This window comes from Streptomyces lincolnensis, assembly GCF_021173675.1.
Taxonomy (GTDB): Bacteria; Actinomycetota; Actinomycetes; order Streptomycetales; family Streptomycetaceae; genus Streptomyces; species Streptomyces lincolnensis_B.
Genome location: NZ_JAIHON010000009.1, coordinates 72,850 through 85,105, shown reverse-complemented (window position 1 = coordinate 85,105; position 12,256 = coordinate 72,850). Strand labels below are relative to the sequence as shown.

Genomic DNA, 12,256 nt, shown 5'->3' with positions numbered 1-12,256 from the left:
CCTGTCGGCGCCCTTCTCCTTCCGGCACCTTCTTCTTCCGCCGCGACGGCGCTCAGCCGCGGCGGTGGGTTCCGGCGGTGCCGAACTTCGCTCAGCCCGCCCCGTAGGCAGCCCGCACCGCGTCCCGCACGGCGCCGAGCGCCACGTCCTCGCCCACGCCCAACCGGCGAGCCCGCTCCACGTACGCCTGGGCGGCCGATGCCAATTCCCGCTCCGCGGCCGAGCCGGCGGCCGCCACGTACGTGCCGTTGCGCCCCCGCGTCTCGATCACCCCGTCCGCCTCCAGCGCCCGGTACGCCTTGGCGACGGTGTTCGCGGCGAGCCCCAGCGACTCGGCCAGCCCCCGCACCGTGGGCAGCCGGTATCCCACCGGCAGCACTCCCGACCGCGCCTGCTCGGAGATCTGCGCCCGCACCTGCTCGTACGGCGGGGCGCTCTCGTCGATGTGGATCTTCAAGGTCACGCAGGCGATTGTCCCGCACCCGCGCGAAAATGAGAGGCACCGGGAGGCATCTCCCGCATAACGTGCGCCCATATGACCATGACTGTGCGCGATCTCCGCCCCGAGGTACGAGCCGACGTCGAGGGTTTCGCCCGCGTCCGCCACCTCGCGCTGCCCTTCTATCTCGTCACCGCCGACTCCCTGGCCTACGACGCCTCCCACGCCCACCCCGACTCCCACTACCGCCCCCTGGTGGCGGAGGAGGACGGCGAGGTGATCGGCACCGCCCAGGTGGGACTCGTCCACGACAGCCCGGACCCCGGGCAGGGCTACCTCAACGTGTACGTGCACCCGGAGCGCACGGGCCGCGGCGCCGGCTCGGGCCTGGTGCGGGCGGCCGAGGAGTACCTCGCCGCCAAGGGCGCGACCAAGCTCTACGCCTGGGTGCTGGACAGTCCCGGCAACCGCGCCTTCGCCGAACGGCACGGCTACCGCGGCAGCCGTTCCGCCCACTTCCTCCGCCTGGACCTGGCCGGCGGCGAGCTGCCCGCGCTCCAGGACCCGCCCCCGGGCGTCGAACTGCGCACCGGCGCCGACTTCGCGGACGACCCGCGCCCCTTCTTCGAGCTGGACTCGGAGACGATGTCGGACGAGCCGAGCGACATCGCCTACGAGTTCACCGACTACGAGGCCTGGCTGCAGGAGACCTGGAACCACCCTCTCTTCAGCGCCGAACTGACCACGATCGCGCTGGTCGACGGCCGCCCCGCCGCCTTCAGCGCGGCCCGTACGGACGGCGGCACCCGCTACGGCACCGTCATGACCGGCACCGCCCGCGCCTTCCGCGGCCGGGGCCTGGCCAAGCTCGCCAAGAACGACTCCCTGCACCGCGCCCGCGCCGCCGGACTCACCGAGGCGTTCACGGGCAACGACACCGGCAACGGCCCGATGATCGCGATCAACAAGTGGTTCGGCTACGAGATCTGCGCGACGGAGATGCGTTATGTCCGCGAACTGGGCTGAACAGGCACGGCAGGACTCGGCCGATCAGGCACGTCAGGTGGACGTCGTCCTCGTCAAGGCGGGCCGTACGAAGATCCGTTACGCGGCCGAGCTGCTCGCCGACGACGGCACACGGGTCGCCGTCCGCGCCCCCTGGGCCGGCGAGGGCGTCCGCGACTTCGGCTTCGTCCGCTTCGAGCCGGGCGACGTCTTCACCGAGTACTACTGGCGGGACCGCTGGTACGCGGTGAAGGAGGTCCGCGACGCCACGGGCGCGCTGAAGGGCTGGTACTGCGACGTCACCCGGCCGGCCACGCTCTCCGGCACGGACCTGGTCGTGGAGGACCTCGACCTGGACCTGTGGGTCTCGGGCGACGGCACGGAGGTCCTGCGCCTGGACGAGGACGAGTTCGCCGAGAGCGGTCTGGCGGAGCGGGACCCCGAGGCGGCGGCCGCGGCAGTGGCCGCCCTCGACGAGTTGGAGAGCCGGGCCCGCGGGGGCGGAGTCGCCGAGCTGTTCGGCTAGCCCTCGGCGGACGCCACGACCGCGTACCGCTCGTCGGTCACTTCCTTGCCCCACAGCAGCGCGTCCCGCGACAGCGGGACCACCCGCACGTGCTCGGTGAGGGGTGCCAGGAGCGCCGCCAGCCGGTCGGCGGGTATGCCGACCGGGGTGACCGTGCCCCACACCCCCTCGACGAGCACCAGCCGTCCCCCGGGACGCAGCAACCGCCACCAGTGCCGCAGCGCGCGGCCGGGATCGGGCAGCGCCCACAGCACATGGCGTACGAGGACGACGTCGAAGCGCTCCTCGCCCACCGGGGGCTCCGCCGCGTCACCGACGAGGAACACCGCGTCACGCCCGGCGAGCTTCGCACGCGCGAGGTTCACCATGGCCGGGGAAGCGTCCACGCCGGTGACCCGGTGTCCCTGTTCGGCGGCGAGGAGCGACAGGCTGCCGGTGCCGCAGCCGAGGTCGAGGACGTCGGCCGCGGGCCCCGGCAGCCAGTCGCCCAGCCGCTCGGCCCAGGCGTGGCGCACCCGTGGGTCGCGCAGCCCGTGGTCCGGCTCGTCGTCGAAGGAGGCGGCCTCGGCGTCCCAGTCGACACGCGGCGCGGTCGTGGCGTCACTTTCGTTCGTCATGCGCCCAAGAGTGACACCCGCCACTGACAGTCGAATCGTGACAGCGGCCACTGACAGACCGGCAACCGATGAGGAACTCTCCCTCAACGGGTCTATCTCCGTGAGAACGCGGAACTCGATAGATCCTCAAGGAGGCAGCCATGCGCCGTGTGACCGTGCAGAAGCCCCTGAAGAAGACGGACTCCCGCAAGGTCCTCAAGGAGGCCGACGAGCGCCCCGCGGGACGTCCGGAGGTACGAAAGGACATCGCGCGCACGTGGTGGCCGGACGGCTGACGCCCACCGCCCTCACTCCAGCCGCTTGCGATAGTGAACCCGGTCGTACGGCCCGTCGACACGCCGCTCCACGACCTCGTACCCGTACTTCGGGTAGATCTTCTGGTTCTCCCACATCATCGCGTTCGTGTAGAGCCTGATCTCGGGCAGGCCGAGCGCACGGGTGTGTGCGTCCACGAAGTGCAGCAGCCGCCGTCCCACGCCGGTGCCCTGGGCGTCGGGACGGACGGCGATGTTGTCGACGTAGAGATGGTCCGCGCGCACCTCGACCACCACCAGCCCGACCACGGGATCCCCGGTGACGAACACGCGCCCCTCCGCCACGGTCGCCGCGTGGTCCCGCTCCATGGGCTGCGGCACCTGTCCGATGCGCTCGACGTAGTGCTGGTAAGCCGCGTCGGTCACGGCCTTCACGGCCGGGACATCTGCCGCGCCGGCAAGCCGGATCTCCTCGTTCGTCATGTCCGCACGCTACCTACCTGATCTCAGGCTCAGCACTCCCTTAAGCGGGCCATAAAGATCGCCGGCGACCGCCACAAGCAGGGGTTTTCACGGTTTCTTGGACCCGGCACCCATCAGCACCGGTTCCGAGGAGATCCCCCATGCCCGCACGCCGCAAGGCCGCCACCGTCGCCGCCGTCGGCCTGGCCCCGCTCGCCCTGACCGTCCTGGCCGGCGCGCCCGCCGCCGCCCACGGCTCGATGGGCGATCCGGTCAGCCGGGTCGCGCAGTGCTACGCGGAGGGCCCGGAGAGTCCGAGATCCAACGCGTGCCGGGCGGCGGTCGCGGCCGGCGGCACCCAGGCGCTCTACGACTGGAACGGCGTCCGCATCGGCGACGCGAACGGCCGGCATCAGGAGCTGATCCCGGACGGGAAGCTGTGCAGCGCGAACAACGACGCGTTCAAGGGCCTCGACCTCGCCCGCGCCGACTGGCCCGCGACCGCCGTGCGCCAGGGGTCGTACACCTTCAAGTACCGCGTGACGGCCCCGCACAAGGGCACCTTCAAGGTCTACGTCACCAAGGCCGGCTACGACCCGACGCAGCCGCTGGCCTGGGACGACCTGGACCTGGCGCACCCGGTGGCGACGGCCACCGACCCGGTCGCCTCGGGCGGCTTCTACACGTTCTCCGGCACCTTCCCCGAGCGCTCCGGCAGGCAGCTGCTGTACGCGGTGTGGCAGCGCTCGGACAGCCCGGAGGCGTTCTACTCCTGCTCGGACGTCACGTTCGGCAGCGCCGGAGATGGTTCGGCTCCGGCTCCCAGTGCCTCCGCGCCTTCCAAGGAGCAGATAGAGAACGGTACCGACAAGTCGACGATCGAGCACGGCGGGCACGGCGACCAGGACGCCGGTACGTCGGCGGAACCGACGGCAAAGCCGGTGGCGGAACCGGTGGCGGGGGCCGCCGTGAAGTCACCGGCCCCCGCGGCCCACGCGCCGAAGGCGGCCGGTGCCGCCGAGAACCTCGCCGAGACGGGCGGGAGCGGCGGCACCGCGTACCTCGCCATGGGCGGGGCGGCCGCCCTGGCGCTGGGCTCGGCGGCGCTGTTCGCCTCGGTCCGCCGCCGTGCGGCGAGCGGCGGCCGGCACGGTCGCTGAGGCCGCCCCGACGCTCCGGGGCCTGACCGGCGGCTCAGGCCGGACAGGCCCCGGCGGCGCGTCGGCGGCTCAGCCGGCCGCCGACGCGCAGGTGGTGGGCCTGGCGTGGACCGGATCGAGCGCGTTGGTCACCTCGTGGAAGGCGATCCGGTCGAGAAGCCCGATCGCCGCGTGCTCGGAGAGGTCGAGCGGACACAGGTCCTGGATCAGGACGTTGCGTACGCCGGGTCCGCCGAGGAACTGGCTGCGGTACGGCGTGACCACCTCGTCGTACTGGGTGGCGAGGACCGTGTACGTGACGCCGGGCACGGTGTCGCCGCCCTCGTTGAGCTTGGTGAGGAAGGCGGAGCCGGCGACCTGGTCGGCGAGGGCGGGGGTGTTCGTGGAGAGCAGGTCGGCGGCGCCCGGGAAGTACGCCAGCAGGTGGGTGAGGCCGTTCAGGGTGGTGCCGTGGTTGCTGGGCGCGATGCCCACGAGGGCGTTCACCTTGGCGGCTCCGCCGAGGAACTTCAGGTAGTAGCGGGGCATCATGCCGCCCTGCGAGTGGCCGACCAGATCGGCTTCGGCCGCGCCGGTCGCGGAGAGCACCTTGTCGACGTAGGCCTTGAGCTGCTCCGCCGACTTGTCGATGGGTCCGAGGCCGTGGAAGAAGGGCACGCCGGGGAGCTGCCCGTAGTCGAGGGAGAAGACGCAGTAGTCGCGGTTCTTCAGGTAGGGGGCGAGGCCCAGCCAGTTGTCGACGGAGTTCGCGAAGGTGCCGTGCACGAGGACGACGGGGCGGGGATGGGCGGCGGACGGCTTGCAGGAGTAGTCGTTCCAGCCACTGCTGGGCGCCTGCGCGGCCTGAGCGGTGGTGGCGGGGACGACGGCGACGGTCGCGGTCAGCAGCAGCGCGGCCAGCGGTCTGAGCGCTCGTTTCCAGGGCAGCATCGTGTGATCTCCTTGCGGCTCAAGGGAGGTGCGACGGCTCTACGCCCTGTGATCCGGATCACGAGGATGCTGTTTCACTCGTCAAGTTACGGACGAGTAGTTCACATGTGAAGTTACGTGTCAGTAAAAACTTCCAGTGGTAACTGCCGACAACTGCGGCATCTGATAGGGGATCACCAGGCGGGCCTGAGGGGACCATAGGGGGCAATGCGTCCCAATTGCTGGCGCAACACCCGCACTTCACCCTCACCGAGCAACTCGACCCACGCGCCGACCGCCTCCGCGGCCGCCTCCTCCGCCGCACGCGTACAGGCCCATCCCCGCTCGGTCAGCACGACCAGTCGCGCCCGCGCGTCCTCGGGGTGCGGCCGCCGCTCGGCGTAGCCCTTGCGCACGATCTCCTCGACGAGCTGGCTGGCGGCCTGCTTGGTGACCCCGAGGTGGGCCGCGAGATCGGTGACGGTGGCGCCGTCCGGGGCGAGCCGCGCGAAGGCGAAGCCGTGGGCGGGCCTGACCCCCTCGAAGCCACGGGCGACCACGCCCTCGTTGATGCGGTGTGTGAGCTCGCCGGCAACGGAGAGCAGGGCTGCGGACAGGGCCATGGCCTCGGAGGTGTGCACGAGGGCATTGAAACACCCTTGACGGGTTGGTCAAGCTGCTTGACTATAGAGCCACATAGTCAAGCAACTTGACCATTTATCGAAATCGAAGGGGTCCTCACATGCCAGTCATCCACGCGTCCGACGCCCGCACCCACGAGATCCACGGCGCCCGCTTCGTCTCGTACGCCACTCCCCTCACCGGAAGCAAGGAGCTGTGCGCCTGGCGCGGCGAGATCCCCGCGGGGACCAAGGCCCCGGTGCACACCGTGAACCGGGAGGAGATCCTCCTCCTGCTCGTCGGTGAACTGATCGTCACCCTCGACGGCCACACCGAGCGGATCAGAGCGGGCGACACCGTGATCGTCAATCCCGGCACCGCCTTCGCCGTCGAGAACCCGACCGACCACACCGCGCTCACCTGGGTCACCACCTCCATCGGCCTGGAGGCGGTACTCGCCGACGGCACCAGGATCACTCCGCCGTGGGCCAACTGAACTTCGGAAGAAGGGAGTTCGGAAGAAGGGAGTCACGCCGCCAGGGCCCCCGGCATCACCGCTCGGGGGCCGAACTTCTCCCGGGCACGGTCGGCGACCTCCTCGATACGGCGGAGCTTGTCGTCGGCGGGGTCGAAGGTGAGCTGGTGGGAGGAGTGCTCGGCGGGGTCGAGCCCCTCGGCGCGCAGGGCGAGGGAGCGGACCCGGGCGCGCTGGAGGCTGAGCGCCTCGTACATGCCGTAGGCCACCCGCGTCAGGGCCGCGGAGTGGGCGGTCGGCTCCTCCAGGGTGCGGGTGCGGGTCGTGGAGGTGGGGGTCCCCCCGCTCGAGCCTGTTCGAGAGTGGGGGAGGTCGGCATAGCGGACGGTGAGGGTCAGGGTGCGGCAGACCTTGTCGAGGGCGCGCAGCCGGGCGCCCAGCTCCTCGGCGGCGGAGAGGAGCGCCCTGCGGTGCCGGGCCGGGTCCAACTCGTCGCGGGTGAAGGGGCGTTCGGTGGCCAGGGAACGGGAGACGCCGTTGGGGACCACCCGGCCGCGGTCCACACCGGCGGCCTTCTCGTGCACCTCCCGCCCGGTCTTCGCGCCGACCAGGCGCTGGAGCGTGGACAGGGGCGCGGCGGCGACCCGGCCGAGGGTGTCGAGGCCGTACTCGCACAGGGTGCGGGCGGTGGCGGCGCCGACGCCGGGGAGCGCGGCGACGGGCTTGCCGGCGAGGAACTCCCCCGCGGCCTCCTCGGACACCGCGCAGGTCGCCCCCGGAGCGGCGTCCCGCAGCGCCATCCGGGCCAGCATCGTGCCCGGCCCGGCGCCGATCACACAGTCGACCCCGTACAGCGCGAGGGCGCGGACCCGGATCACCGACGCCAGCTCCACCGCGTCGCGCCCGAAGTAGCGCTCGGCGCCCCGGAGATCGGCCAGCGCCCCGTCCGGCGGCAAGGCCTCGACAACCGGTGTGAACTCCCCCAGCAACCCGAGCAGCCCCGGCAGGGCCGTCTCGCCCGTCGGCGGCAGCTGGAAACGTACGCACAGAATGGTCATCCCGCACTCCCCGGACTCTGGTGCCACAACTTCCGTACCTGTGAAGGCTCTTGGCCCGCCGGCCGCAGATCGGCCCACGGATGCAGTTCGTATCCCGTCGGCATTTGGATTCGCCGGCCCCCGGTGGAATCACCGGTCCCTTCCGGCGAAGGCCTCGCCAGCCGTGCGGACACCTCGTCCAGGCCGCCCTCGACGCGCAGTTCGACCAGTTCGGCGAGGTTCCAGGCCGCGGCACCGACCACGCTGAGGCTGCGCGGGCCGCGCCGCTGCACCACCCCGCGCACCAGCAGCAGCCAGGAGTGGAAGACGGTGTGGGCGCAGGCGTCGTGCGAGTCGTCGAAGAAGGCGAGGTCGACCAGGCCGGTGCCGTCGTCCAGGGTGGTGAAGATGACCCGTTTACCGGACCGGATCGGCGGGGTCTGGGTGGCCGCCTTGGCCCCCGCCACCAGCACCGTCTCCCCGTGCCGCGCCTCCCGCAGCCGCCGCGCCGACACCACGCCCAGTTCGTCGAGGAACGCCCGGTGGTCGTCCATCAGGTTGCGCGAGGCGTCCATGGACAGCACGCCCAGCTCGGCGCTGAGCCGCTCGGCGGAGGACAGGTCGGGCAGCCCGGCGGGCGCGGTCCTCCGCCCACCGCTCAGCGGCAGTTGGCCACCCCCGGCGCCCCTGGCACCGCGATGCAGCTCGGTCAAGTGCAGTTGCAGATCACGCCGGTTGGCCCCAAAGGCGTCCAACGCCCCCACCTGCGCCAGCCGTTGGGCGAGCGGCCTGCTCGGCCGGGCCCGCTCCCAGAAGTCGACCAGCGAGGCGTACGGCTGCCCGTCCGCGATCCGCGCCGCCTCGGCCTCGCTGATCCCGTGCACGTCGGAGAGCGCCAGCCGAAGCCCCCACTCCTTTGGTCCTTCCGATTCAGCTGAATCAGACACCAGTTCGATACGGTGGGCGACTCCCGACTCGTTCACGTCCAACGGCAGGATCGGCACCCCGCGCCGCCGCGCGTCCGCCAGCAGCAGCCGCTTCGGATACATCCCCGGGTCGTGCGTGAGCAGCCCCGCGTAGAAGGCCGCCGGGTGATGTGCCTTGAGCCACGCCGACTGGTACGTCGGTACGGCGAAGGCGACCGCGTGGGCCTTGCAGAAGCCGTACGACCCGAAGGCCTCGACGATCTCCCAGGTCCGCTGAATCGTTTCTGCGCGATAGCCGTTCGCCGCCGCGCGCTGCGCGAACCAGACCTTGATCCGCCCCTGCGACTCCGGGTCGGACAACCCGCGCCGCACCCGGTCCGCCTCGCCCCGCCCGCAGCCGGTCATGACGGCGACGATGTCGATGATCTGCTCGTGGAAGACGACGACCCCGTACGTCTCCCGCAACGGCCGCTCCAGATCCCGGTGCGGATACCTGACGGGCGCCCGCCCGTGCCGCGCCTCGATGAACGGCCGCACCATGTCGGCGGCGACCGGTCCCGGCCTGAAGAGCGAGATGTCGACGACCAGGTCGTGGAAGGTGGCCGGCTGGAGCCGCCCGACCAGGTCCCGCTGCCCCGGCGACTCGATCTGGAAGCAGCCCAGGGTCTCGGTGGACCGGATGAGTTCGTACGTCGCCGGATCGCCGTCCTGCAGCGCGTCCAGGTCGATCCGCTCCCCCGTCGCCCGCTCCACCTCCGCGACCGCGTGTGCCATCGCCGACTGCATCCGCACGCCCAGGACGTCGAGCTTGAGCAGCCCGAGCTCCTCGACGTCGTCCTTGTCGAACTGCGCCATGGGGAACCCCTCGCCACTGGTCGGCATGACCGGCGTACGACTCAGCAGGGACGCGTCCGACAGGAGCACTCCGCAGGGGTGCATGGCGACTCCGCGCGGCAGGGCGTCGAGGGATTCGACCAGCTCCCAGAACCTGCCGTACCGCTTCCCCTCCCGCTGGAACTCCCCCGCCAGCTGCCTGAGTTCGGGCAGTTCCGCCAGCGCCGCGCGGGCGTCGCGGGCCCGGATGTGCGGGAAGGACTTGGCGATACGGTCGATGTCGGCCGGGTCCATGGACAGGGCCGCGCCGACGTCACGGACCGCGTGGCGCACCCGGTAGGTCTCCGGCATCGCGACCGTGGCGACCCGCTCGGTGCCGAACCGGCCGATGATCGCGCGGTAGACCTCCAGCCGGCGTGCCGACTCCACGTCGATGTCGATGTCGGGCAGCACGACCCGCTCCTTGGACAGGAACCGCTCCATCAGCAGCCCGTGCTCGACCGGGTCGGCGTGCGCGATGCCGAGCAGATGGTTCACCAGCGAGCCGGCGCCGGAGCCGCGGGCGGCGACCCGGATGCCCATGTCCCGTACGTCGTCCACCACGTGAGCCACCGTCAGGAAGTAGGAGGCGAAGCCGTGGTGGGCGATGATGTCCAGCTCCCGGTGCATCCGCTCCCAGTACGTACGCCTGTCCGCGTACCCCTTGCGCACCATCCCCGCCGCCGCCCGTGAGGCCAGCACCCGCTGAGCGGTGCGACGGCCGGCGCCGACGAGGTGCGGTTCGGGGAAGTGGACGGTGCCGATGCCGAGGTCGTCCTCGGGGTCGACCAGGCACTCGGCGGCCGTGGCCCGGGTCTGCTCCAGCAGCCGGAGGGCGGCCTCGCGCCGGTAGCCCGCGGCCTCGACGATCCGCTCGGCGGCCCCCAGCATGGCGCCGGCGTCCTTGAGCCAGGCCTCGCCGGAGTCCAGTTCCCCGCTCCCGTCGATCGGGACCAGGCGGCGGGCGGCGTCCAGGACGTCGGCGACCGGGCCGAGGCCGGGGTCGGCGTACCGGACGGCGTTGCTGAGCACGGGCCGGATCCGCTGCTCGGCGGCGAAGCCGACGGTACGGGCGGCCAGGCGCAGCGAGCCGGGGCCGGTGCCCTCACGGCCGTGCCAGACGGCCTCCAGGCGCAGGGCGTCGCCGTAGACCTCGCGCCAGGGGGCGAGGAGTTTCGCGGCGCGGTCGGGGCGGCCGGCGGCGAGGGCGCGGCCCACGTCGGAGGCGGGGCCGAGCAGGACGGTCAGACCGTCGGCGTGGTTGTCGGACCGGGGCAGCAGCGGGGTGCCGTCGGCGGTGTGGGCGGCGGTGACCAGCCGGCACAGGTCGGCCCAGCCGCGGGCCCCGTCCCGGGCGAGGAAGGTGACCCGGGGTGTCGACTCATCGATGAAGGCACCGCCGCGTACGGGGGTGCGGCGGCGCTCCTGTCGTGGCGCCCCGGGCACCTCCACCGCGAGGTCCACGCCGAACAGCGGGCGGACGCCCGCCTTCGCGCAGGCCTTGGCGAAGCGGACGGTACCCGCGAGGGTGTCGCGGTCGGTGAGGGCGAGGGCGTCCATGCCCCGCTCGGAGGCGCGCTCGGCGAGGCGTTCCGGGTGGGAGGCGCCGTAGCGCAGGGAGAACCCGGAGACGGCGTGCAGATGGGTGAAGCCAGGCATCGCACCTCCCGCCGTCGCCATTATCGAACATCAGTTCCCAACGTCCCCACCCCCACCATAGACCAATTTTCGAACCTCTGTACGACATCCATTCGGCCGCCTCCCACCTGCGGAAACGTCCACCGCCCCGGACCGTGAGGGCATGGCACCGACCTCCTTCCGCGACGAGGTGAAGGATGCCGTCACCCCGCGGGCCACGTTGCTGGTCATCGGCGTGATCGCCCTCCATCTGCTCTTCATCGCCTCCTATGTGGGGGCGCTGCACGATCCGAAGCCGAAGGACGTGCCCTTCGGGGTGGTCGCGCCCCAGGCCGCCGCCCAGCAGGCGGTGGCCCGGCTGGAGAAGCTGCCCGGGGAGCCGCTGGACCCGCGGGCGGTGGCCGACCCGGCCACGGCGCGGAAGCAGATCATGGACCGGGAGATCGACGGTGCCCTGGTCATCGATCCGACCGGCACGACCGACACGCTCCTGGTCGCCACCGGCGGCGGGAAGGTGCTGGCCACCACGCTGGAGACACTCACCACCACCCTGGAGAAGTCCGAGGGGCGCACGGTACGGACCGTCGACGTGGTCCCGGCCGACCCCCACGACGCCAACGGCCTCTCCTCCTTCTACGTGACCGTGGGCTGGTGCGTCGGCGGCTATCTCTGCGCCTCGATCATGACGATCAGCTCGGGCGCCGGCCGCTCCACTCCCCGCCGCGCGGTGATCCGCCTGATCGCCATGGCCCTCGTCGCGGTCGTCGGCGGGCTCGGCGGCGCGCTGATCGTCGGCCCGATCCTCGGCGCCCTCCCCGGCAGCCTCCTGGCCCACTGGGGCCTGGGCGCCCTCATCGTCTTCTCCGTCGGCGCGGCCACCCTCGCCTTCCAGGGCGTCTTCGGACTCGCCGGCATCGGCCTGGTCATCCTGCTCGTCGTCATCCTCGGCAACCCCAGCGCCGGCGGCGCCCTCCCCCCACCCCTCCTCCCCACCTTCTGGAAGGACATCGGCCCCGCCCTGCCCCCCGGCGCCGGCACCTGGTCCGCCCGCTCCATCGCCTACTTCAAGGGCAACGACATCACCGGCTCCCTACTGGTCCTGTCCGCCTGGGCGATCGCGGGCGTCACCCTCACCCTGCTGGCGGCGACACTACGCACGCGCCACGGGGAGCGGGACGAGCCCCCACCGCCCCGAACCCCGTAACCTCCGCCATCCTCCTGGTCACCGGCGCCGCCCTCCTGCCGGCCCGCAGCCGCCGTAGGACATGAGGCACCGTCCGGCCCTTGGACGGACAGCCGCCCAAGGCGCCAAGC

13 protein-coding genes are annotated in these 12,256 nt (G+C 71.9%); 6 read left to right on the top strand and 7 right to left on the bottom strand.

What is annotated here, in order from left to right; all coding sequences use genetic code 11:
• Positions 1 to 91: 91 nt before the first annotated feature.
• The gene (locus tag K4B79_RS26860) at positions 92 to 463 is read right to left on the bottom strand and encodes a GntR family transcriptional regulator (RefSeq protein WP_232029502.1); all 372 of its coding nucleotides are present in this window, start codon (positions 461 to 463) and stop codon (positions 92 to 94) included.
• A 72-nt stretch (positions 464 to 535) separates the two neighbouring features.
• Here K4B79_RS26860 and K4B79_RS26855 point away from each other — a divergent pair, with 72 nt between their 5' ends.
• Both K4B79_RS26855 and K4B79_RS26850 read left to right on the top strand, forming a co-directional pair.
• The gene (locus K4B79_RS26855) at positions 536 to 1,465 is read left to right on the top strand and encodes a GNAT family N-acetyltransferase (RefSeq protein WP_232029501.1); all 930 of its coding nucleotides are present in this window, start codon (positions 536 to 538) and stop codon (positions 1,463 to 1,465) included.
• On the top strand, positions 1,446 to 1,970 hold the full coding sequence (locus K4B79_RS26850) for a DUF402 domain-containing protein (RefSeq protein ID WP_232029500.1): 525 nt from the start codon (positions 1,446 to 1,448) through the stop codon (positions 1,968 to 1,970). Before K4B79_RS26855 ends, K4B79_RS26850 begins: the two co-directional genes overlap by 20 nt.
• On the opposite strand, the gene K4B79_RS26845 is transcribed toward K4B79_RS26850, so the two are convergent.
• Positions 1,967 to 2,587, bottom strand: coding sequence for a class I SAM-dependent methyltransferase (locus tag K4B79_RS26845; protein ID WP_232029499.1), 621 nt, complete (start codon positions 2,585 to 2,587; stop codon positions 1,967 to 1,969). The two genes, K4B79_RS26850 and K4B79_RS26845, sit on opposite strands and share 4 nt — an antisense overlap.
• A 140-nt stretch (positions 2,588 to 2,727) precedes the next feature.
• Here K4B79_RS26845 and K4B79_RS47925 point away from each other — a divergent pair, with 140 nt between their 5' ends.
• The gene (locus tag K4B79_RS47925) at positions 2,728 to 2,862 is read left to right on the top strand and encodes a hypothetical protein (RefSeq protein WP_269464003.1); all 135 of its coding nucleotides are present in this window, start codon (positions 2,728 to 2,730) and stop codon (positions 2,860 to 2,862) included.
• A gap of 12 nt (positions 2,863 to 2,874) precedes the next feature.
• On the opposite strand, the gene K4B79_RS26840 is transcribed toward K4B79_RS47925, so the two are convergent.
• Positions 2,875 to 3,324, bottom strand: coding sequence for a GNAT family N-acetyltransferase (locus K4B79_RS26840; RefSeq protein WP_232029498.1), 450 nt, complete (start codon positions 3,322 to 3,324; stop codon positions 2,875 to 2,877).
• A 140-nt stretch (positions 3,325 to 3,464) separates the two neighbouring features.
• Between K4B79_RS26840 and K4B79_RS26835 the strand changes: the two genes are divergently transcribed.
• Positions 3,465 to 4,463 (top strand): lytic polysaccharide monooxygenase auxiliary activity family 9 protein, encoded by a 999-nt coding sequence (locus K4B79_RS26835; RefSeq protein WP_232029497.1) that lies wholly within the window; start codon positions 3,465 to 3,467, stop codon positions 4,461 to 4,463.
• Between the two features lie 69 nt (positions 4,464 to 4,532).
• On the opposite strand, the gene K4B79_RS26830 is transcribed toward K4B79_RS26835, so the two are convergent.
• On the bottom strand, positions 4,533 to 5,393 hold the full coding sequence (locus tag K4B79_RS26830; protein WP_232029496.1) for an esterase/lipase family protein: 861 nt from the start codon (positions 5,391 to 5,393) through the stop codon (positions 4,533 to 4,535).
• A 173-nt stretch (positions 5,394 to 5,566) separates the two neighbouring features.
• Positions 5,567 to 6,013: a MarR family winged helix-turn-helix transcriptional regulator gene (locus K4B79_RS26825; protein ID WP_232029495.1), complete on the bottom strand. Its 447-nt coding sequence runs from the start codon at positions 6,011 to 6,013 to the stop codon at positions 5,567 to 5,569.
• Positions 6,014 to 6,114: 101 nt separating this feature from the next.
• Between K4B79_RS26825 and K4B79_RS26820 the strand changes: the two genes are divergently transcribed.
• Complete coding sequence (locus K4B79_RS26820) at positions 6,115 to 6,489, top strand: cupin domain-containing protein (protein WP_232029494.1); 375 nt, start codon at positions 6,115 to 6,117, stop codon at positions 6,487 to 6,489.
• 32 nt (positions 6,490 to 6,521) lie between these two features.
• Here K4B79_RS26820 and K4B79_RS26815 read toward each other — a convergent pair whose 3' ends face one another.
• Positions 6,522 to 7,526 carry a DNA polymerase Y family protein gene (locus K4B79_RS26815; protein WP_232029493.1) on the bottom strand — a complete coding sequence of 335 codons (1,005 nt, stop codon included), beginning with the start codon at positions 7,524 to 7,526 and terminating at the stop codon, positions 6,522 to 6,524.
• Entirely contained in the window at positions 7,523 to 10,963 is a 3,441-nt protein-coding gene (locus tag K4B79_RS26810) for a DNA polymerase III subunit alpha (RefSeq protein WP_232029492.1), read from the bottom strand. Before K4B79_RS26810 ends, K4B79_RS26815 begins: the two co-directional genes overlap by 4 nt.
• A 142-nt stretch (positions 10,964 to 11,105) precedes the next feature.
• On the opposite strand from K4B79_RS26810, the gene K4B79_RS26805 reads away from it, so the two are divergent.
• Complete coding sequence (locus K4B79_RS26805; protein WP_232029491.1) at positions 11,106 to 12,146, top strand: DUF3533 domain-containing protein; 1,041 nt, start codon at positions 11,106 to 11,108, stop codon at positions 12,144 to 12,146.
• Positions 12,147 to 12,256: the final 110 nt, after the last annotated feature.

What these genes read in the sequence shown, in the direction of transcription:
- K4B79_RS26855 (WP_232029501.1), top strand. Translation starts at nt 536, where the DNA reads ATGACCATGACTGTGCGCGATCTCCGCCCCGAGGTACGAGCCGACGTC.
- K4B79_RS26850 (WP_232029500.1), top strand. Translation starts at nt 1,446, where the DNA reads ATGTCCGCGAACTGGGCTGAACAGGCACGGCAGGACTCGGCCGATCAG.
- K4B79_RS26845 (WP_232029499.1), bottom strand. Translation starts at nt 2,587, where the DNA reads ATGACGAACGAAAGTGACGCCACGACCGCGCCGCGTGTCGACTGGGAC.
- K4B79_RS47925 (WP_269464003.1), top strand. Translation starts at nt 2,728, where the DNA reads ATGCGCCGTGTGACCGTGCAGAAGCCCCTGAAGAAGACGGACTCCCGC.
- K4B79_RS26840 (WP_232029498.1), bottom strand. Translation starts at nt 3,324, where the DNA reads ATGACGAACGAGGAGATCCGGCTTGCCGGCGCGGCAGATGTCCCGGCC.
- K4B79_RS26835 (WP_232029497.1), top strand. Translation starts at nt 3,465, where the DNA reads ATGCCCGCACGCCGCAAGGCCGCCACCGTCGCCGCCGTCGGCCTGGCC.
- K4B79_RS26830 (WP_232029496.1), bottom strand. Translation starts at nt 5,393, where the DNA reads ATGCTGCCCTGGAAACGAGCGCTCAGACCGCTGGCCGCGCTGCTGCTG.
- K4B79_RS26820 (WP_232029494.1), top strand. Translation starts at nt 6,115, where the DNA reads ATGCCAGTCATCCACGCGTCCGACGCCCGCACCCACGAGATCCACGGC.
- K4B79_RS26815 (WP_232029493.1), bottom strand. Translation starts at nt 7,526, where the DNA reads ATGACCATTCTGTGCGTACGTTTCCAGCTGCCGCCGACGGGCGAGACG.
- K4B79_RS26810 (WP_232029492.1), bottom strand. Translation starts at nt 10,963, where the DNA reads ATGCCTGGCTTCACCCATCTGCACGCCGTCTCCGGGTTCTCCCTGCGC.
- K4B79_RS26805 (WP_232029491.1), top strand. Translation starts at nt 11,106, where the DNA reads ATGGCACCGACCTCCTTCCGCGACGAGGTGAAGGATGCCGTCACCCCG.